Source organism: Shewanella xiamenensis, assembly GCF_014647135.1.
Taxonomy (GTDB): Bacteria; Pseudomonadota; Gammaproteobacteria; order Enterobacterales; family Shewanellaceae; genus Shewanella; species Shewanella xiamenensis.
The window spans coordinates 110,866-131,847 of the sequence record NZ_BMOP01000005.1 but is presented as its reverse complement, the minus strand read 5'-3'; the positions used below and the strand labels follow the sequence as shown (position 1 = coordinate 131,847).

15 protein-coding genes are annotated in these 20,982 nt (G+C 47.5%); 5 read left to right on the top strand and 10 right to left on the bottom strand.

Annotation, left to right across the window (positions count from 1 at the left end; translation table 11 throughout):
* Positions 1 to 6 precede the first annotated feature (6 nt).
* From IEY09_RS06740 to IEY09_RS06700, 9 genes are all read right to left on the bottom strand, one after another.
* The gene (locus IEY09_RS06740; protein WP_373290351.1) at positions 7 to 759 is read right to left on the bottom strand and encodes a M15 family metallopeptidase; all 753 of its coding nucleotides are present in this window, start codon (positions 757 to 759) and stop codon (positions 7 to 9) included.
* 5 nt (positions 760 to 764) lie between these two features.
* Complete coding sequence (dapE, locus tag IEY09_RS06735; RefSeq protein WP_037430294.1) at positions 765 to 1,910, bottom strand: succinyl-diaminopimelate desuccinylase; 1,146 nt, start codon at positions 1,908 to 1,910, stop codon at positions 765 to 767.
* Positions 1,907 to 2,251 carry an ArsC family reductase gene (locus IEY09_RS06730; RefSeq protein ID WP_037418768.1) on the bottom strand — a complete coding sequence of 115 codons (345 nt, stop codon included), beginning with the start codon at positions 2,249 to 2,251 and terminating at the stop codon, positions 1,907 to 1,909. The genes dapE and IEY09_RS06730 overlap by 4 nt, the downstream gene beginning before the upstream one ends.
* Before the next feature lie 244 nt (positions 2,252 to 2,495).
* Positions 2,496 to 5,165 (bottom strand): TonB-dependent receptor plug domain-containing protein, encoded by a 2,670-nt coding sequence (locus IEY09_RS06725; RefSeq protein ID WP_037430297.1) that lies wholly within the window; start codon positions 5,163 to 5,165, stop codon positions 2,496 to 2,498.
* 454 nt (positions 5,166 to 5,619) lie between these two features.
* A complete protein-coding gene (umuC, locus tag IEY09_RS06720; RefSeq protein ID WP_188870392.1) occupies positions 5,620 to 6,894 on the bottom strand; it encodes a translesion error-prone DNA polymerase V subunit UmuC in 1,275 nt (424 codons plus the stop codon).
* Complete coding sequence (gene umuD, locus IEY09_RS06715) at positions 6,891 to 7,298, bottom strand: translesion error-prone DNA polymerase V autoproteolytic subunit (RefSeq protein WP_229777742.1); 408 nt, start codon at positions 7,296 to 7,298, stop codon at positions 6,891 to 6,893. Before umuD ends, umuC begins: the two co-directional genes overlap by 4 nt.
* Positions 7,299 to 7,399: 101 nt before the next feature.
* On the bottom strand, positions 7,400 to 8,542 hold the full coding sequence (locus IEY09_RS06710; protein WP_099458129.1) for a hypothetical protein: 1,143 nt from the start codon (positions 8,540 to 8,542) through the stop codon (positions 7,400 to 7,402).
* A gap of 265 nt (positions 8,543 to 8,807) precedes the next feature.
* Positions 8,808 to 11,324, bottom strand: a complete 2,517-nt coding sequence (locus tag IEY09_RS06705) for a glucan 1,4-alpha-glucosidase (RefSeq protein ID WP_188870451.1) — start codon at positions 11,322 to 11,324, stop codon at positions 8,808 to 8,810.
* 129 nt (positions 11,325 to 11,453) lie between these two features.
* Complete coding sequence (locus IEY09_RS06700) at positions 11,454 to 13,049, bottom strand: MFS transporter (RefSeq protein WP_188870390.1); 1,596 nt, start codon at positions 13,047 to 13,049, stop codon at positions 11,454 to 11,456.
* A 610-nt stretch (positions 13,050 to 13,659) separates the two neighbouring features.
* Between IEY09_RS06700 and IEY09_RS06695 the strand changes: the two genes are divergently transcribed.
* The 5 genes from IEY09_RS06695 to IEY09_RS06675 all read left to right on the top strand — a co-directional run bounded on the left by IEY09_RS06695 (position 13,660) and on the right by IEY09_RS06675 (position 18,549).
* Positions 13,660 to 13,953: a YciI family protein gene (locus tag IEY09_RS06695; RefSeq protein ID WP_037431416.1), complete on the top strand. Its 294-nt coding sequence runs from the start codon at positions 13,660 to 13,662 to the stop codon at positions 13,951 to 13,953.
* Positions 13,954 to 14,041: 88 nt separating this feature from the next.
* Positions 14,042 to 14,923 carry a LysR family transcriptional regulator gene (locus IEY09_RS06690; protein WP_188870388.1) on the top strand — a complete coding sequence of 294 codons (882 nt, stop codon included), beginning with the start codon at positions 14,042 to 14,044 and terminating at the stop codon, positions 14,921 to 14,923.
* A 138-nt stretch (positions 14,924 to 15,061) separates the two neighbouring features.
* A complete protein-coding gene (locus IEY09_RS06685; RefSeq protein ID WP_188870386.1) occupies positions 15,062 to 16,159 on the top strand; it encodes an alkene reductase in 1,098 nt (365 codons plus the stop codon).
* 8 nt (positions 16,160 to 16,167) lie between these two features.
* Entirely contained in the window at positions 16,168 to 17,277 is a 1,110-nt protein-coding gene (locus IEY09_RS06680) for an alkene reductase (RefSeq protein ID WP_188870384.1), read from the top strand.
* Between the two features lie 264 nt (positions 17,278 to 17,541).
* Positions 17,542 to 18,549 carry a class I SAM-dependent rRNA methyltransferase gene (locus IEY09_RS06675; protein WP_188870382.1) on the top strand — a complete coding sequence of 336 codons (1,008 nt, stop codon included), beginning with the start codon at positions 17,542 to 17,544 and terminating at the stop codon, positions 18,547 to 18,549.
* Between the two features lie 289 nt (positions 18,550 to 18,838).
* On the opposite strand, the gene IEY09_RS06670 is transcribed toward IEY09_RS06675, so the two are convergent.
* The gene (locus IEY09_RS06670) at positions 18,839 to 20,938 is read right to left on the bottom strand and encodes a glycoside hydrolase family 97 protein (RefSeq protein ID WP_188870380.1); all 2,100 of its coding nucleotides are present in this window, start codon (positions 20,936 to 20,938) and stop codon (positions 18,839 to 18,841) included.
* Positions 20,939 to 20,982 lie beyond the last annotated feature (44 nt).

Genomic DNA, 20,982 nt, shown 5'->3' with positions numbered 1-20,982 from the left:
AAGCTATTAAGGCTGCGCAATCCGATGTACATATTCCGCTACTAACTCGGGTAAACGCCGGATCACGGCGTCTTTTAGCAACATATCGCTCTGCTGGATAACCTGCGCTAAGGCCTGCACCTCAAATTGGGGTAACAGGGTTTGAGACACGGGAAAATAGCTGATATGCCAAGGCTCAGCACTTACCGCGCTTTGGCCTTTCTGGAACGGAAAATAAAACCCAAAATCCTTGGCGTTAGCCACTAGCCACTGGTGCAAGTGGGCGCAGGGGCCGCCGTCACGGTACTCGGCGTCCACCAGACGCAGGGATTTGACCTCAATTTGCTTGGCATCAAACACATCGATATCCGTTCCCCAATGGTGACGCGAAGCACCGGGCAATGCCGACCAGAGTAAGATCAAATCGACTAATTCATCATCGCTGAGCGGCGCGATATCCACAGGCTGCTCATTGATATCTAGGACCACTCGTTTACCGCTAGCCTTGGCATTCCAAATGGCGAGTTGCCGATCGAAGGGGCGATAGGCAGAGCAAATCGCCAGCTTAATACCGTCTTTGGCGGCACTGTCGGCCATTGCTTGAAAGGCAAGGGCGGTTTGTGACTCTAACTTAAACCGCGTTTCTCGCTGATGATAGGGGCTGAGTAACTCAACGAACACTAAGTCGCTCATTGAGTCAGAGTCTACATACGCTGTTAAACCTGTCTCTCCCCTTGGCTCTAGACCATAGAGCAGGGCTTTTTTTGCCGTGATAGCCATGGTATTTAACACAGTAACTGTTCCAAAATCACTTCGTAACACAGCGCTAATTGCTCTAGATCGTCTACCTTCACGCACTCGTTCACTTTATGGATTGTGGCGTTCACTGGGCCAAGTTCCAACACTTTGGCGCCCGTTGGCGCAATAAAGCGTCCATCTGAGGTGCCACCCGTGGTTTGCGGATCGGTATCATAGCCCGTGACTTGACGAATAGCATGGCGGGTCGCGTCTAATAGTGGGCCTTCGCCGGTTAAAAAGGGTAAGCCATTGAAAGTCCAACTAATGTCATAATCCAGTTCGTGGGCGGTTAATAAGGCTTCCACACGCTCGATGAGTATCTCGGCGGTCACTTCGGTGGAATAGCGGAAGTTAAACATCACCTCCAAGGCGCCTGGGATCACGTTCGATGCGCCCGTACCGCCGTTAATGTTGGCGATTTGCATGCTGGTGGGCGGGAAGAATTCGTTGCCATTATCCCAATGGGTTTGGCTTAACTCGGCTAAAAAGGGGGCGGCTTTGTGGATAGGGTTATCCGCAAGGTGCGGATAGGCCACATGGCCTTGAATACCTTTAACGGTTAAGTTGGCGGTGAGACTGCCACGGCGGCCATTTTTAACCACATCACCGAGTTTTAAGGTCGACGAGGGTTCACCCACCAATGCCCAAGTGATTTTTTCATTACGGGCTTCTAGGGTGTCGATAACCCGTGTGGTGCCATTGATAAAGGGGCCTTCTTCATCGCTAGTGATTAAAAACGCAATCGAGCCAGGATGATTTGGGTGCTTAGCCACAAAACGTTCGGTCGCGACGATCATCGCCGCCAGTGAGCCTTTCATATCGGCAGCACCGCGACCATACAGATAACCGTCAATAATGGTTGGCTCAAAAGGCGGGGTATGCCAGCGGCTTAAATCGCCTGCGGGCACCACATCGGTATGGCCGGCAAAACAAAATACCGGGCCTGTATTACCGCGCCGCGCCCACATATTGGTGGTGTCTTCAAAGACCATGGGCTCAATATTAAAGCCTACGGCGGCAAGACGTTCGGCCATTAAGCTTTGACAGCCTTCATCTAGCGGTGTGACCGAAGGACGGGCGATTAACGCTTTAGTCAGTTCGGTAACCGGGTGAGTGTTCGAAGCGTACGTCATAGAGAAAACACCTTCTTATATTCGGCTTCGTTAAAGCCCACTAGCACTTGTTCACCCAAAACCAGCACTGGCCGCTTGATCAGTGTCGGGTGAGTGAGCATTAGTTGAATGGCTTTGGCTTGGTCGATATCCGCTTTATCGGCATCACTTAAGGCGCGAAAACTGGTACTGCGTTTATTAAAGACGGTTTCCCATCCGGCAATTTGACACCAATGCTGCAGATCCTTTTCCGCTAATCCATCTTCCCTAAAGTCATGGAAGTTGACCGAAAGTTGATGGGTTTCAATCCATTTACGTGCTTTACGCACAGTATCGCAATTTTTAATACCAAAAAGGGTCAAGATGATGCTCCTATCGAGGGGCGCCGTTGGCACGCATTGATTTTGCTCGCATTGTGGCATTGTGCGCTGGATGCTACAAGGGGATATTGCCTAGGGCATGTTGAGAATAAGGTCAGATAGTCGCAAAGATTTGATAGGTGGTCGATGTAGGTAAAAGTGAAATATTTGATGTTAATTTGGGTATCAGTATGCAAATAAAAAGCCGAGCAAATATGCTCGGCTTTGTCCTTGGAAATGTTTTTAATTAAAAGTTCATTTCCAGAGCGAGGTAATACTCACGGCCTACTACGTTGTAGTAAGAACGTGGGTAATGTGGCCACGATGACTGGGTTTGATCAATCTCAGGGCCCGCATCAAACAAGTTGTTGATGCCGGTTGAGATTTTTAGTGCATCGTTGACAAGATAACTTGCTGACCAGTTCACTTCAACATGGCTGTCGATCGTTACGCTGTAATCTGCGTCCAGACCATTTTCGACGAAGTAATCCATGCGATCGCCATTCATGCTGTCAGTGTATTTGAACAATAAGTTAGTCGCAAAATCGTTATAGCTCCAACCTAAGTTCAAGTTACCGCGGATTTTAGGCGCTGAACCTTCACCATCAATAAGATCTAATGCCTCTGAATCTGGGGTTAATTGCTCTTCCCATTTCAGTAAGTAGGTGCCTTCTAAGCGGGCGGTTAAATCACCTAAGTTGGCAGTTTCATAGCGATAACCGATAGAGAAGTCGATACCAGAGGTTTTTTGTGATGACATGTTAATCGCTTGGGTATTCACCTGAATTAACTTGCCATTCGCATCACGTATAATTTTGTCTGTAAATGCATCTGAATGATCCAGAATATATTGGGCGCTAGGATCATTCACTAGGTTATCGATTTCAACAATCCAGTAATCTAATGTCAGATTGAGATCGTTGTAATCCCATACCATACCAAGGTTATAGTTTTTACCTGTTTCAGCTTCTAACTCAGGGTTAGCACCAATGGTAATTGGCAAGGATTCGATCTTATCGCAAGCAGGACCAGGGCCAGAGGCTTCACAAGTAGGAGTATCAATCACAGTACTATAGGCTGACGTGGGTTCTCCAAATAAACGCTGCATATCTGGAGCACGGAAAGTCTCTGCATATAGACCACGTAGCAGTAAGCTGTCGATAGGACGGTATTCTACAGCCACTTGAGGACTGAATTGACCACCCACATCTGATTCGTCATCGTAATAGTCGTAACGGCCAGCTAAGGTCACTGTGAGGTTTTCAATCACAGGAACAGCCACTTCAGCGTAGCTAGCATATTGTTCACGTTCACCTTGAGCGCTGCTACCGCCTTTACCCATGACACCGCCGTTAGTGGTAAAGCTATCGGATTTGTCATAAAACCATTCTTTGCCATATTCGATACCAGCAGCATAAGCTACGGCGCCTGCTGGTAATTCAAAGACTTCGCCACTAATACCGGCGTTAAAGCTTGATAGGGTTGATTGACCTTTTTTACCACCTTGATAATCCAGCATGGCGGCATCTTCATTGGAAATAACATCCAATAGAGAATGACCATTGGTTCCTTCGGTCAAATAATCCCACATACTTTGGTAAGTTGGTGAGCCCGTTGTGGTGGATTCTACAGTTTGGCGGGCAATAGACCAAGATGTGTCATATTCGATGCCTTCAGTCAGATAACCTTTACCACCGATCAAGAACGAGAAGTTATTGGTTTCAAAATCAGAAGTACGTGGACCTAACTCTGACATACGACGAGTGTAGAAATATTCTCCGTCGGCTGCGCTGGCAAAATCACCGCCAAAGGCTGATGATTTTTTGAAGGTTTGTGAGAGGCCTTTTGACTTGTTGTAGATAGTGACATCATCGCCAACTACTTTATATTTAAAGTCATCACCGACAGTTGCTGACTCAATTTCGGTAAAAGTTGAGGCATGTGTATAGTCAATTCGAGAGTAGAGCTGATGGTCATCATTCAGTTCTTTGGTGAGGTTCACCATAGTTGAATAGCGTTTTTGTTCTGGAGAGAAATCCCGTTGTGGCGAGCGATCAAAACCGCAGCGACCATTGGACATCACTTGATAACCACGTGCCTCACATTCTGCGGCAGATAAGGTTTTAAAGAGTTTATTATCGCTGGTGACAATGTTCGCACCATATGAGCTGTAAGCCGCATAAGGGTTGCCCGGAACGATATCTGTTCCCCATTCTGGGCGATCTGTTCCTTTTAAGGCTTGACGGTCTTCGTATTCGGCGAAGAAAGTTAGGTTCGCTTTATCGCTGCTTACGCCCGTCATAAAGGAGAATTGGTTGTTTTGTAAGCCACCATCAACGGTATCGGAGAAGCGATATTTCAAGGTGCTTTGCTCAACATCTTTTTTCAAGATAATGTTGATAACGCCGCCCATGGCATCCGAGCCGTAAATGGCTGATGCACCTGTGGTTAAGATCTCAATGCGTTCAATCGCTCCTAACGGAATGTTTGCGGTATCGACAAAACTATCTGTACCACCGGCCCCAAAAGGATATTTAGGTACGCGTTTACCATTGATGAGGGTGAGAACGCGTCCAGCGCCAACACCACGAAGATTTACAGCAGATGCAGCTGGGGTGAAACCATGAACTTCTTGCTGAGTCATGGAGCCGCCAGAGTTTTGCGATAGGTTACCTAAAACATCTTGGACTGAGTTAAACCCGCCTTTTTCAATGTCGGCTGCACTGACAACCACTACAGGTGAAGCATTCTCAAGATCGGTACGCTTAATACGTGAACCAGTTACTTCGATACGCTCAACTTTATCCTCGGCAACCGCGGTTTCATCAGCTGCGAAAACCAATGGTGATAAAGATGTTGATACTAAAGCAAGTAAACTAAAACGAACCGCACGTGCAACGGTTGTTTGCGTAATCATATTTTCATTCCCTTAACAATGCCGTGATGATCAGGAAGGGTTTCATCAAGGCTTATATTTTATGTGCAACTGCCCTCCATAGTCGGAAAACTATCATTAACAACTTTAATATCAACAGCTTAATTGTTTGTTTTGTGTTAATCGCATGTTGCTAATGTAAACTTGCAGAAGCTAATTAAGGTTGGCTTGAAGTAATAAGATGCGGTGCTGCATGTGAAAAAGGCTAGATTGTATCGCAATGTAACGTAACATCATCTTTACAATGTCAATCTTTAGGCTGAATGTTTTGTTTAGGTCAGTTTTGAATAATGTGATCGCTATCAATTTAAGATTAAAGGTGTTAATAGCATGAATCTTATTAGATGTTGAAATATAGACCATTATTGACTGTGTTTTAGCGGATTTAACAAATGGAACAGCTCTAGCATATTATTTCGTTGTTCATGCTTATGGCTTATTTTATTATCGGAATATGTCTCCATTGGGTAGTGTAGCGGGGAGAGAGTTGACCACGCTTCATTCTCCAATCGGCATTCAGTCCTTGTCCTGCAAATTGAATATTTCCTTTACCACTGTGATTGATACCATCAAGCAGTTTCATCAATTCTTTACTTTTAGGTTGTGGTTTGGCCTCGTCAAACAAGCCTAATTGAAACACGCCTGGTGCATAAAAATCTCCTAGCATGACGCCAGCTTTAGCATAGGCGGGACCTGCACGCCAAAGCCGATGCAATAGTCGCTGCGCTAATTCGATAAAATCACGGGTATCGTCACTGGGATACACAAGATGACCAGTGAGTACTTGGCTATATTGGGGCTGATGTTGCGTAAAATAACTGCTGAGAATAAACACCGATAAGGTGCGGGCAAGCTGCCCCTCCGCTCGCAATTTTTCGCAGGCCCTAAAGGTATAGTCGCTGATAGCCTGCTGCATTGCCTCAAAGGTGGTAATACGTGCGCCAAAGGAGCGCGAGCTGATTATTTGCTGCTTTGTCGCTACCACCTGCTGAATATCATCACAGGCAATACCGTTAAGCTCGTACACTGTTCGCTCAACCATGACGGAAAAATTGTCTCGGATAAGTTTAGGATGGGCATCTGCAAGCTGTAGAGCGGTATGGATGCCCATCAGTTTTAAACGTTGCGCAATTTTTCGGCCAATGCCCCAAACTTCATCAATGGGAGTGAGCGCCATTAACCGACGTTGGCGTTCTTTATCGCGTAAATCGACAACGCCTTGGGTGGCGGGATACTGTTTTGCTGCATAGTTAGCTAGCTTGGCTAAGGTTTTGCTCGGCCCAATTCCTACGCAGACACTGATCCCTATCCATTGCTGGATCCGCTGACGAATATCCATGGCTAACTGGTTAATATCTTGACATTTATCGAGCCGAGACAAATCCAAAAAAGCCTCATCGATTGAGTAGACTTCAACCCTAGGCACCATCTGCTCAAGTGTGGTCATGACGCGATTTGAAATATCAGCGTAAAGGGCATAGTTGGACGAAAATACCGCCACATTATGGGCGCGGATCATCTCCATCACTTGATAAACCGGCACGGCCATTTTTATGCCTAATTGCTTTGCTTCCGATGAACGCGCGACGACACAACCATCGTTATTTGACAGCACAACGATAGGTTTGCCCTGTAGATCGGGCCGAAACATACGCTCACAGGACGCATAAAAATTATTACAGTCTACGAGGGCGAATAAGTTGGCGGTCATTTGAGTTTTTTCACCACACAAGTCACGACACCGAATAGGTCTAACTCTGACTCGTGGCTGAGTGGAATTGCACTGTAGGCCGGGTTACATGGCAATAATTGCACCACAGGACGTAATTGCAATTGCTTTACCGTAAATTCCCCATTGATGGCCGCCACTACAATATCTCCATGGGTGGCTTGTAAGGCTCGGTCAACCACTAATATATCACCAGAGGAAATTCCGGCATCGACCATCGAATCGCCTTGAACTTTGACAAAAAAGGTTGCGGTGGGGTGTTTGATACAAAGCTCATTTAGATCAAGCGATTGCTCAATATAATCATTGGCGGGAGAAGGAAATCCCGCCGCCACCGATGTGCTAAAGAAAGGGTATTGGATTTTTGATTGTTCAGGAGTAACCATGATCATATGCATCTAGGTGCTGTACATATACACAGTATAAGCTAACTTTAGCACATGTCGAAGGCGTTTATGTCATGTATTTGCTTAAGTAAACAATCACCCTATTGGAGTCTCGTGATCAAGCGTGCTCTTTGTGGCTCGAGCTCATCAAAATCTTGTTGGTAACGGTCTAATGATGTAATGCCAGAGCAGAGTACAAATTTACCAAGTGGGTTATATATAAATTGGCTCATGTCAGCGATTGACCAAGGAGCAGGGCAAGTCTGCGGAGGAGTCGTGCCATTTAAAATTTCCGCGTAACGATTCGCTGTGTCTTGATCTTTCATTAACGGTGTCAGCAACCATTGCGTCACGTTTGTGGTGATATCTTCATCATCAATTGTCTGCAATGCTTTGGCCATGGCTGTAAAGTAATACCATTCACCCATTTTTATTTTTTCAAATGCAGTCACCTCAGCAGGGAACGGCGTTTGCCAGCTAGTGGGGATGACGTTGCTTAATTGAGAGGGGGGCAGTTGGCCTAGTATCAATTCGCCAAATTTCATATTTGTTGTGATGCCGTTTTGACTAACGGTTTTTATCAGTAGCACATGGGTGTTAGCTGCTACGCGTTGCCAAAACAACATATCTTGATTAATCACATCGGCAACTTGCTGCGCAGACATGGTTTGAGCGTGAGCCAGTAAATCGATGAAGTAGAGTTTTTGTGCCGTGAGCAGATGTGAAAGTGACGGAGAAGACAAAAAGACATTAAATTGGCTGCCTTCTTGCCAGGTATCTAACTGAATTAATGTTTTATATCGCGTGATTAATTCGGCGTTTGTTGCGATGAGTTCGCCAAAAGACGTTTGTTCTGTCAGTACAGGGAGACAACTGGACAGAAAATCATCACGGTTAAGGCATTCGTTAAAAGGGGTTTGCGGTTTGTCTATACGCGTTGTGTTTAGCGTTGGGGAGCGCTCCAAAATGCCAAGCTGTTGTATGCTTTTAAGTCGAGAAATCCCCGCATCCATCGGTGAGGCGCCACTATTCACATCAAAGCCCAGTGCATAGAGATACGCATTCTGAGCTTGGTTGTCGGCTAACGCCTTATTACTCTTTTGAATTTCGTCTAGGTAGGTTTTGGCCTGCTCTGAAGCTGGGCTATCTTTTATGTTGATGGCGGCAAGGATCAGATAAAGACTCACTGGCACCAAGAATAACGTGAGCAAAATCCATTTGATTACGGTTTTTAAAGGCTTCATCAAAACTCCATTTATCGATAAATTAACAAAAGCCCAAATAGCTTAACATCTTAACGAACTTATGTAAGTCAATTTTTTATTGAAGTAACGGCAATAAAAACAAGTATTCACATAAAAACAGAGAATGCTTTTACGGTGCGCAGAATGGATGATGTGGGGCAAATTAAAGGTATTAAGTCGGTGCTGAATGATATGCCGCTTGTGATCATAAAGCCCGCAAAACTGAGGTTTTGCGGGCTTTACTCACAGGTATCAGCCTTAAAAATTATTTCAACGCCTCAGGGACGATGGGGTAGTTATCCCATACACGGCCGTCGCTCATTGAACGTACCAGCTTGATATATTCAGCATGGGTCCAGGCGAGCGGGGTGGCGGAGTTAGTGCCTTGGCCGAGTTGATATTGGTAACGAGTGGCGTTACCCACACCGTCCCATGCTTGTTCGGGGAGCATTAGACCCGCGTTGGCGAAGGTTTCCATCCCTTGCACATAGGTATTGATAAGTTGCTGCTTGGTTTGCTGTGCGTGAGCACCGCTTAGCTCTCCCTTGGCGCTGGCAAGGGCCAATTCAAAATGCCCACGCTCGCCAGTAAAGAAGGGCCAGACGCGGCCGCGTTGGTTGTCGCTATTACTGCCCGATTCGGCGTAGTTTGCGCCAGTGAGGGTATCTTCACCGTAGCCATCGTTACCGTAACGTCTAAAGCCAGGAACGCTACTGCCATCCTTTGCCGTAAAGTTGTATTTGAGGCGTAAATTGTCCTCAAGCTCGGTATTATCCACCAGCGCTAGGCTTTGATTAATCAGCTTATCGGTGGCGCCACGCACGCCATAGCGCACCAGTTCTAAAAAGCCGCCATCGAGGATCTGACGTTGATCTAATCCCGCACGACCATTATTAGCGGCGAGTTGCTCGGCGCTGTTTGGTTCGCCATTGGGGCTTAATCGCAGATAATACGGCGCTTTAATGCCTTGGCTATCGGTAAGCAAACCTTGGGTCGTCACTAAGTGTTTTTCAAGTTGTTGATTAAGCGTTTTAGCGGTTGCGAGGTAACGCTGACTGGCATCGCTATCGTTTACTGCCTTGGCAATATCACTCGCGGCCACTAAGCCTGCGATCACTGCGGCCGTGGTGGAGGGCGAATAACCTGCCTGTTCTTCCCAACGTTCTTGTTGGGTTTTCGGTGGCGTAATTTGGGTGTGATTCCAGTCAAGATTCACCTCACCGCCACTGACTAAAAAATCCGCCGCGGCTTTTAGCATCTCTTGATACCAATGGTTCAGTTCAGCTTGACTGAGTACGCCTGCCTGCCAGAGTTTCCAGCCGAGCATGATAGGCATCGCCGTTTGGTCGAGCTGTACGCCCACCCATTCAATTTGGCCGTCCACATGGGTCTTTTGTAAAAACCAACCGGGTGTGCCGCTAAAGCCTGGGGTTTTATCGCTCACTTGCACCTTTTTAAGGTATTCAAAGGCGACTTTAGGCGTTTGGGTATCGCCCATGGCGAGAAATGCCATGGCGCATTGATAAAAGTCGCGCGGCCAAACAGCCTTGTAGCCCGTGCTGGGTGTGACAGCAGGGACGGTATCGCCCCAAGGATTAGAAAGCGAAGCGATAAGGGCGCCCGCGTAGGTTTTATCTTCCTGCGCCTTGAGTACCATGGCACTGGTATACAGCAGCTTGCCATTATCTGTGGTGCTTTGCGCCATAGCTGGCATCGCGGGTAGCGATTGTAAATAACTGCGCCAACCGGCGTTGTATTGGCTCAGCACCGCATCATACCCCGCCGTTAAGCTGGCGTTGGCATTGGCTAAACTGCTGGCCTCATCCTGGCCAAAACCAATCGCCAAATTCACATTAAGAGGTTGGTTAGCTTGGAGTGCGGGATAACTGGCGGTAAAAGCAATGTTGCCTTGAGTAGGCTTTTCGGCGTTGCTGGTGGCTTGATACAGGGTATCAAGCTTGCCGTTATCGGCTAAATCAGCCAAACCGTCGGATACACCGACAAAACCGGTGGTCGCCTGCGTAAAATCGATATCCGATTTCACTGTCATTACGCTGCTGTGGGGATTCGCCGTGCGAGCGATAAGGGCTTGATGATCGATTCTGCCCATATCATTCGCGCCCGCATTATCGATATGGGGGTTAACGTATAAATGCGGTGTGATACCCGCTTCAAAGGCGGTAAACGTCACGCGCATCATCAGCGTATCGCGGTCGGGATCGGTAAAGATATGCTTTTCTATCTGATACTTACCTTCAACGTCGCGATTGATAATCTTATAGGCCAAGGATTGTGGGCGACCGTTAGCATCGGTATCTAAGTATTCAATGCTGCTGATCGTGTTGTCTTTTTCGGTATCGACAAAGCCATTGCCGGTGATCACAAATTGCAACTCTTTGAGTTGAGCATTGTGAATAAGGCCATACATGGTTTCGGTTAAAATCCCCTGCGCGATGGAGAACCACACTCGGCTAATGGGATTTTGAGCGCTGTCTTGGTATTGCCCCTGAGTATAAGGCTCATAGGAGGTACCGATACCGGTTTTGCCGGAGAACGCCCAGGTTGGGGCTTTGCCGGGGGCGCCGGGGGCAATCTGTACATCTGTGGCTTTTGTGACGGTCGGTGTTGATGTGTCTGCATTGGGGGCCGAGGGTGAGCAGCCCATTAAGCTGGTAACGCCGATAAGGCTTGCGGCAATTGCGAGCGCAATCGGCTTACGAGTTAAGTTGCGGCGGTCAGTTAAGCTGCGAATCTGCTGTGAAGGTACTGTTGTCGATGCCATATTCATCAAAATCTCCCCAATCAATAGATGGTGCTAATTGCGATTTATTCTTGTTGTAAGCTATCTGGCCATGCTTCTTGGCGTTTAGTTGCCCAAACGCCAAGGGTGCCGAGTTGTAGGATCTGCGATTTACGCTTGAGTGTGCTGAGTATTCGGCTGCTCAACAAAGAGCACGGCAATCCCGGCGCAGAGCATGAGGACGCCGCCGGTGATCAGGGCATAGATGGGTTGACCATCAAATAATCCATTGAGGATTACGCCTAAGACGCTGGCTGCAAGGAGCTGTGGGATCACGATAAAGAAGTTAAAAATTCCCATATACACGCCCATTTTTTTCGGCGGTAAGGTGCCGGATAACATCGCGTAGGGGATAGATAGAATTGAGGCCCAGGCAATACCCACCCCTATCATCGGCAGCCATAGCAGGCTGGGATCCTTGATAAAATAGAAACTGATTAAGCCAAAACCACCGCAGAACATATTGAAGGTATGGGTGAGTTTGATCCCGATACGTTTAGCAAGTAGCGGAATAAACAGCGCCGCAATGGCCGAAAATCCATTGTAGGAGGCGAATAGTACGCCCACCCAATCGGCACCATTATTGTAGGCTGGGGATAACACATCGCTGCAGCCAAAATGGTAGGACGTCACCGCCGAGGTGGTGTAAATCCACATCGCAAAGAGCGCGAACCAAGAGAAAAACTGCACTATCGCTAACTGATGCATGGCCTTTGGCATATGGAATAAATCATCGACCACATTAAAGACAATACCCAGTTGCGCGCGCTGTGAGGGCGTTGATTTACCTAAGCGCAGGGCGCAGTAAAGTTGCAATGGGCCAAAGGCAAAAATCCCTAAGGTTAAAATATACAGCTGCTTATCTAAATCCTGCGTCCACACCGCAAGCGTCAGTAGTGCGCCTACAGCCATCCAAACAATAGCGGCAAATTGATAATTCTGATGGGTGCGAGTGCGATATTGTTGCTCATCTGCGCCTGCGTCAGCATTGCCATGAAAGGCGGCTAGTTCGTCTGGGGAATATTCTTTGGTGGAGATCACTGTCCACGCAACGCTGAGAAACAGCACTGCGCCACCAAAATAGAAGGCATAACGCACCGAATCGGCTATTTCGCCCGCGGGCGCGGTATTGGCGACATCAAAGAAGTTACTGAGAATATAGGGCAGGGCTGAGGCAACAACCGCGCCGATGCCAATAAAAAAGCTTTGCATGGCATAGCCTTGGGTGCGCTGCTTGGGAGGTAAATTATCCCCCACAAAGGCACGGAAGGGTTCCATGGCGATATTGATTGAGGCATCCATAATCCACAGCATGCCCGCGGCAATCCATAACGTAGGGGAATGCGGCATCACAAATATCGCAAGAGTCGTACAAATAGCGCCGATTAAAAAATACGGCCGACGGCGACCTAAGCGCCCCCAAGTGTTATCGCTCAGATAACCAATAATAGGTTGAACCAGCAGACCCGTTAACGGTGCGGCAATCCACAGGATGGGAATGTCATCGATAGAGGCGCCAAGGGTTTGGAAAATGCGGCTGACGTTGGCATTTTGCAGGGCAAAACCGAATTGGATCCCCAAAAAACCAAAGCACATATTAAAAATTTGCCAGAAATTTAGCTCGGGTTGTCGCTTATGAACGGCGCGATGCACCACCTTGGGTGAGACACTTTCTAATGGGGTAATCGTTTGTTGATCCGTGGACATGCAACTTCCCTTCAGTAGCGGACAGCAGTGCTGCCTTGAGTCATTTATCGTTATAATTTGAAAGCTTAATCAATAGCTTTGGCTCAGTTTACGCATTATTGTGCCAGTTCGGTTTGGTCGCTATAAAGGTGTGTTTTGATGCTAAAAAATAGCGAATATACCTCTCCCTCAGAAGCATATTCGCCAATAAATTCATTTTCATACTCTATGATGCAAATGCTCAGAAGCAGAAAAGAACCTAAGCCTGACAGCTATCCTCAAAGGCTGCTACCAGAAACGACCTCACAGTGTTCAACCCCACAAGCAGAGGGTGGAACTAGCGAATTTATAGTAGCCGCAGCGTCGATTGACGCACAACCGCTTACATACGTATTCATCATCCATTGATAACTCAAGTTAAACAGCCGTGTAACCTAATGGCAGCCTATTTTACACTCCTATGGGGTTGTGTGGGTATCCAGTCAGTGGCTAAAGTGTCAGCAGCAGTGAGCAATAGACGCATTATGCGATTGATACTGCAAAAATAATGGAACAGTATGTCAGCAGATGCTCTCATGTAATCATGGTTAGCACCTGTCAAAATCGATTATGTTTTGAATAAAGGATATCTATGTTTGTTATCACCTTAACCTACAAAAAGCCGCTGGCAGATGTTGAGCTACATTTAGCTGCTCATATTGATTATCTTGATGCGTATTACGCCAAGGGCGTTTTTATCGCCTCGGGCCGTAAGGTGCCACGCACGGGCGGTGTGATCTTCGCTAAGGCGGAGTCGCGTGCAGTACTCGAGGCTATTTTGCAGCAAGATCCTTTCTATACCGAAGACGTGGCTGAATTTGATGTAGTGGAATTTGTGCCAACCAAAGCCGCCGCAGGATTCGAGCAACTCATTGAGACACTTTAGTGATTTTTGCAAATTGTAAAATACAGATATTTATACCAATGATATTTGCTATAAATGCAATAATTGCGGGTGTGGTGCGAGAAATAAAATGAAAACACGGTCCGATGATTTAGAAATACTGCTTGCTGTCGTCGACAGTGGTGGTTTTTCGGCGGCAGCTGAACTGTTAGATATTCAAGTTGCCCGCGTGTCTCGGGCGGTGAGCAAGGTTGAAAGCCAAGTTGGCGTTTCTATTTTAAATCGCACGACTCGCCGGATCGAATTAACCGAGGAAGGTCGCCAGTTTGTTGAAGCCATCCGAATTGGCTTATTACAGATCCAGCAAGCTGAAGAGGAGATCATTACTCGTGGAGAGCTACCGAGAGGCCGTTTACGTGTCGATGCCGCAAGTCCCTTTGTGTTTCATCAATTAGTGCCGCTTATCCAGTCATTTAAGCAAACCTATCCCGATATTGAATTGGAACTCACCTCCAACGAAGGTTTTGTCGATTTGCTTGAAAAGAAAACCGATCTCGCGATCCGCATTGGCAACTTAACGGATTCGACTTTGCATGCTAGGCCACTTGGGAAAAGCTTGCTGTACATTGTAGCCTCACCAGATTACCTATCAAGGCGCGGTTTTCCCAATAAAAGCAGCGATCTTATTCACCACGATTTGCTGGGATTTTCTACCCCAAAAGCCCTCAATGATTGGCCACTGAACGGATTTACTCGGTTTACACCTACATTAACCTCGAGTAACGGTGAAACGTTAAGGCAGCTTGCATTAACGGGTAATGGTATTGCCTGCTTATCGGGATTTATGGTGAAAAAGGATATCGCTGAGGGGCGTTTAATCCCCTTATTGGAGAGTGAAAAAATCACCAATACCGGCCGAGAGCAGATCAATGCGGTGTACTATAAATCTTCTACCGTCGCGAAACGTATCTCGGCCTTTATTGATTTTATTCAGCCTAAGCTAATCCTGTAGGCAGTAGGGCAACACTTGTCATATTGACGTGTCAGTGAACACTTTTGCAGTTACAACAAAAATCATTTGTCTTTATTGCGCTCAATGTCTCTTGTTGAGTTTGCTAGTATGTTTGTAACGAAATGAGAGGGTTATATTATGACGCAATCACTGTTTCAACCGATCACCTTGGGTGCATTAACACTCAAAAACCGCATCGTTATGCCGCCAATGACTCGTTCAAGAGCCAGTCAGCCAGGCGATGTGGCCAATCATATGATGGCAACCTATTATGCTCAGCGTGCGAGTGCGGGGCTCATTGTCTCTGAAGGCACACAGATTTCTCCAACTGCAAAAGGGTATGCTTGGACTCCTGGTATTTATACTCCCGAACAGATCGCGGGCTGGCGTATCGTCACTGAGGCAGTTCATGCCAAGAACGGAGTGATTTTTGCTCAGTTATGGCATGTAGGCCGAGTCACCCATCCTGACAATATTGGTGGGCAACAACCGATTTCTTCATCCGCATTAAAAGCGGAAAACGTAAAAGTGTTTGTCGATAACGGCACTGATGAACCTGGTTTTGTTGATGTCGTTGCGCCTCGGGCAATGACGAAGGCTGATATTGCGCAAGTGATCGCCGATTATCGTCAAGCAGCGCTCAATGCTATGGCGGCTGGCTTTGATGGCATTGAACTCCACGCCGCTAATGGCTATTTGATCAACCAATTTATTGATTCCGAAGCCAACAACCGTAGTGATGAGTACGGCGGTAGCCTTGAAAATCGCCTACGTTTTTTAGACGAAGTGGTTGCGGCATTGGTCGATGCTATTGGTGCTGAGCGAGTGGGTGTGCGTTTAGCGCCCCTTACGACCCTCAATGGCACTGTGGATGCTGACCCGATTTTGACCTATACCGCTGCCGCAGCGTTACTTAACAAACATCGCATTGTTTATCTACATATTGCCGAGGTGGATTGGGATGATGCACCTGATACGCCACGCTCATTCAAACAAGCATTGCGTGAGGCTTATCAGGGCGTGCTGATTTATGCCGGACGATACAACGCACATACTGCAGAGCAAGCTATTAACGATGGTCTGGCTGATATGATTGGTTTTGGACGACCTTTTATCGCTAATCCAGATTTACCCGAGCGGCTAAAATACGGCTATCCGTTGGCTGAGCATGACCCAACAACGCTGTTTGGTGGTGGCGAAAAAGGGTTAACTGACTATCCAACTTATCAAGCCTAGGGGAAAGTATGTTCAAGGCATTCAAAGGTCATATGTTAGAGACCAAAAACCGTATTGTGATGGCTCCAATGACTCGCTCACGTAGCACTCAGCCGGGGGATATTCCGAACGAGATGATGGCCACCTATTATCGCCAGCGAGCAAGCGCAGGATTGATTATTGCCGAAGGCGCACCCGTATCAGCGGTGGCGAGAGGGTATTCAATGACCCCTGGGATTTATACTCCAGCACAGATTGAAGGCTGGAAAAAAGTCACTGAAGCGGTGCACCAAGAAGGTGGGAAAATATTTATCCAACTCTGGCATGTTGGTCGTCGCAGCCATTCGAGTGTGTCTGGCGCTGAGCCTCTTGCGCCATCGGCAATAAAAATACCCGATCAGGTATTTGGTCCATTGCCTGAAGGTGGCTTTGGCATGATTGAAACCCAGCAGCCAAAGGCGATGAGCGAACAAGATATCCAAGCGACTATCAGCGATTTTGTGCAAGCAGCACAAAATGCGATGTTAGCCGGTTTTGATGGGGTTGAAGTGCATGCAGCCCATGGCTATTTATTTGATACTTTTATGCGCTTAGAAAGCAATCAACGGCAAGATCGCTACGGTGGCAGCCAAGAAAATCGGTTGCGTTTTTTAGTCGACACCTTACAAGCCCTTACACAGACCATTGGATCTGGGAGAGTCGCTGTGCGGATATCTCCCCATATTGGCGAGGGATTTACCGGTGACAACCCAGACATCATCCAATTAACACTCGCCTTGCTACAAAAGCTGCAACCGATGAATCTTGCCTATGTGCATTTTTCTGAAAACATCTCGCGCTATGTGGAAGTGTCTGACGCGTTTCGTCAGCAAGTGCGCAGTGTGTATCAACACCCGATAATGGTGGCGGGGAAATTAACCAAGCAATCTGCTCAGCGTTTACTCGACCAACACTATGCTGATTTTGTGGCCTTTGGCACGCCGTTTGTGACCAATCCGGATTTAGTCGCGCGCTTTGCCCATGACTGGCCATTAACCGAGTTTGATGCGGATGCAAGGCTTACCTTGTATGGCGGCGGTGAAGCTGGCTATATCGATTATCCCGTTTATCAGGCATCGTTTGCAGAGAGAAAGGCATAGTCTGAGCGGCATCGTTTTAGTGACATAGTCTAGTGGTGTAGTTTGCGGCTATTAGCTACTAGCTACTAATGGTGTAGGCGCTAAGGGAAGGGGTGAGCCAAAGGGGCAGCCTCACTTAGTGCCTTAAGCTAAAACGGCTCCGCTTGCATAGTCTGTGATTGGATACTGGGGGAATTTATCCGATATTTTGTCGCTGAGTTTGCTATCATGCCGTTTTCCCCTTGAAACCTTACGCAGGTTTCCGCTGTATGAGTCCCGCTTTTTATGTCTATTCAAACGCTGTTATCGACGGCTTTAGCTAAACGCCATGATTTTTTACTACAAGCAGAACAAGATCATACCGATTGTTTTCGGGTGTTCCATGGCACGGTCGAAGGTGTCAGTGGCTTGAATGTCGATCGCTACGGCGATAATTGGTTAGTGCAGAGTTTTCACCACACCTTAACCGCTGAGGAATTGGCTGAAGTAGTGGACGTGCTCACCCAAGAAGTAGCCCTGCCGGTAGTGTATAACGACCGCTCCGCTGGCCATTCGCGGGTGCTCAATGCGCTAAGCCCTGAACTGGATGATATTGCCTGTGCCGAGTTGGTGATGCAGGAAAATGGGATTAAATTCACCACTAAGCTACGCCACGAAGGACAAGATCCGCTGCTATTTCTTGATATGCGTATTGGCCGAGAATATGTGCGGGCACATAGCCAAGATAAAACCGTGCTGAATTTGTTTTCTTACACCTGTGGTATCGGCACTGCTGCGGCTATGGGCGGCGCAGAACGGGTTGTGAATGTCGACTTTTCCTCCTTTGCACTCGCCGCAGGGCGAACTAATGCCGAATTAAACCAAGTGTCAGAGGTATGTGAGTTTGTGCAGAGTGATGCGTTTCCGGCCTTGCGCCAATTAGCTGGTTTAAGTGTGGGAGGGCGCCGCAACCAAAAATTACCCAGTTACCCCAAATTGCCGCAGACCCAATTTGATCTGGTATTTCTTGATCCGCCTCGTTATGCCAAGAGTGCTTTCGGGATTGTCGATTTAGTTAATGATTACCAAGGTTTATTTAAACCCGCATTATTATCAACCAAGGCTGGTGGCACCATTGTGTGTTGCAATAATGTCGCCAAAGTAGACCGTCAAGATTGGTTTGATAGTCTAGTTCGCTGCGTTGAAAAACAAGGCCGAGGTGTGGTTGATCACACTTGGCTCGATCCCCATGAGGATTTCCCGTCGTTCGATGATAATCATCCCCTTAAAATTGTGGCGTTGACTTTAAATTAACCTGAGCTCGGGATAAGTAGCGCCGCTGAATAGGCCCTTTTCGGGCCTCTCTGCGTTGCTCTGTCTAACCATAGCTCGCTATGGTTAGACAGAGCGCCTTGATATGCGCAAAAATCTGCATATTCAGTCAGGAAAAAGATTTTTCTTTTCAAAATAATCATCTATAGCATTGATTTTGTTTGTTATATTTAGACTTTTTCGACACTCGTTATCCCGATTTCAGCTTAAATTAATCGCATTGCAAACCTAATAGGGCGACCATCTTGGTCGCCCTATTACTTTGCTTAATTTAAAGAGCCTTAAAGCGGATCGCTGTGCCGCCACTGCTGGCGAGGGCTAAGGTTAGGCTATGCTTGGCGCTGACTTCTTTGGTTTCAATCACATAATCATAGGGATTGGTTTTCCAATCGGCTTTAGCACCATCGTGATAGATCTGGGCTTGATAGCGTTTGTTTGGGTCGAGGAAACCCAGTTTAACCTTGATCTGACGGGCATTTTCATCGGTCAGCGCGCCTAAGTACCAATCCTGTTGATCTTTGGCTTGGCGGGCAAACACCACATAATCACCCACTTCGCCAGCCAGTGCGATACTTTGATACCAGTCTGTTGGTACATCGCGAATAAACTGGAAGGCATCTAGATGTTTTTGATAATTGCGTGGCAAGTCGGCGGCCATTTGGATTGGGCTATAGAGCACCACATACAGGGCGAGTTGCTTCATTAAGGTGGTTTGCACGCGATTTTCGGCATCTAACCCCTTAGGCGCCAAATCAAAAATCCCCGGGGTGAAGTCCATTGGTCCAGCCAGCATGCGGGTAAAGGGCAGCATGGCGGTATGTTCTGGGCTATTTGGTGGGCTGCCCCATGCATTGTATTCCTGTCCGCGGGCACCTTCGCGGGAGATCCAGTTAGGATAAGTGCGGCGCAGCCCAGTATCTTTAATCGGCTCGTGGGTATTAATGCTGATATGGTGCTTGGCTGCTTCGGTAACGCTGTGAAGATATTCGCCCACCATAAACTGACCGTCGTGCCATTCGTGACGGGTGATGCCATTTTCATCGATGCGTTTGATTTGTCCACCGTCAGCGACATAACCGGTTTTGACTTGGGTCACGCCATGTTTTTCATACAGGGCGAATGCATCATCCATTTGCTTGCGGTAGTGGGTGACTGAGCCTGCGGTCTCGTGGTGACCAATCAGGCGCACGCCTTTTTTCGCGCCGTAGGCGGTAATGGCGGGTAAATCGAAATCATCATAGGCCTTAGTAAAACTGAATTGATCGCCATTATGGAACCAATCGCCATCCCAACCTTGGTTCCAGCCTTCGACCAAGACGCCATCAAACTGGTATTTGGCGGCGAAATCCATATAGCGCTCTGTTTCGCTGGTGGTTGCGCCGTGCGTTGGGCCCGAGCCCCAAGTGTTTTCATTGAGGTGCATACCCCACCAAATACCAACATATTTGCCCGGTTTAACCCAAGAGACATCCCCCAGTTTATTGGGCTCATTCAGGTTGAGGATAAGGTGAGAATTAAGCAGCCCCGTGGCCTTGTCGGCGATTTGAATCGTGCGCCATGGGGTATAAAAGCCCGCTTGGGTTTTAACGCGAGTGCCATCTGACCAAGGGGTGAGATCGGCCTTTAGCTTGCCATCGCGCTGTTGATCGAGTGTCATTGAGGCAAAATCAACTAACGCCGCCTCGTGAATACTCAAATGGGTGCCATCGACCAGTTTAAAGGTAAAAGGAGTGTGGGCTCGGTCGACCTGATTGAGCGCGCTGGTGCGATACAGATATTCGTAGCGGTTCCATCCCCGAGAAGGGATCCACCAGGCGGTGGCCTTATCACTCTGTCCAATATTAAATTCGGTGAGTTCATCGGTAATGGCAAGCGGCGTATTGGCTGGCAGGGCATTTTGTGCGGCTAAGTGATAACGAAAGCCGATGCCATCGTCAAAGGCTTTAAACTCGAGGTTTAAGTCGATTTTACCGTCGGTTAATACCACGCTCAGTTGATTGTGTTGATCCTTTACCCACTCTTGCTCACCCCAAGGTTGCTGCCATTTTTCATTGGCACTGGCGGGGTGGCTCGATTTAATGCGAAGACCTTGGCCTAATTCGCCCAGTGAGGCAAAGACTAACCCTAATCGGCTCGGTTCGATAACGGTTTTGCCATGAAAATGGATTTGATATTCGGGGCGGCCCGTATCATCACTCAGACTCAAGACGATTTGCTTATCGGGGGAGCTCAGGTTGAGGGTCTGCGCCGTGGCACCTGTACTCAACAGGCTGCCAATGCTGAGTGCTAGCAAGCTGGGCGTGAATAAATTGTGTCGATTTCGCGTTGGCGAGTTGATGTGGCGTGCGTGGGTAAGAAGATTGCTGAACATTCCCTGATCCTTGTTTTTATAGTGAATATGGGTCAATGCATACT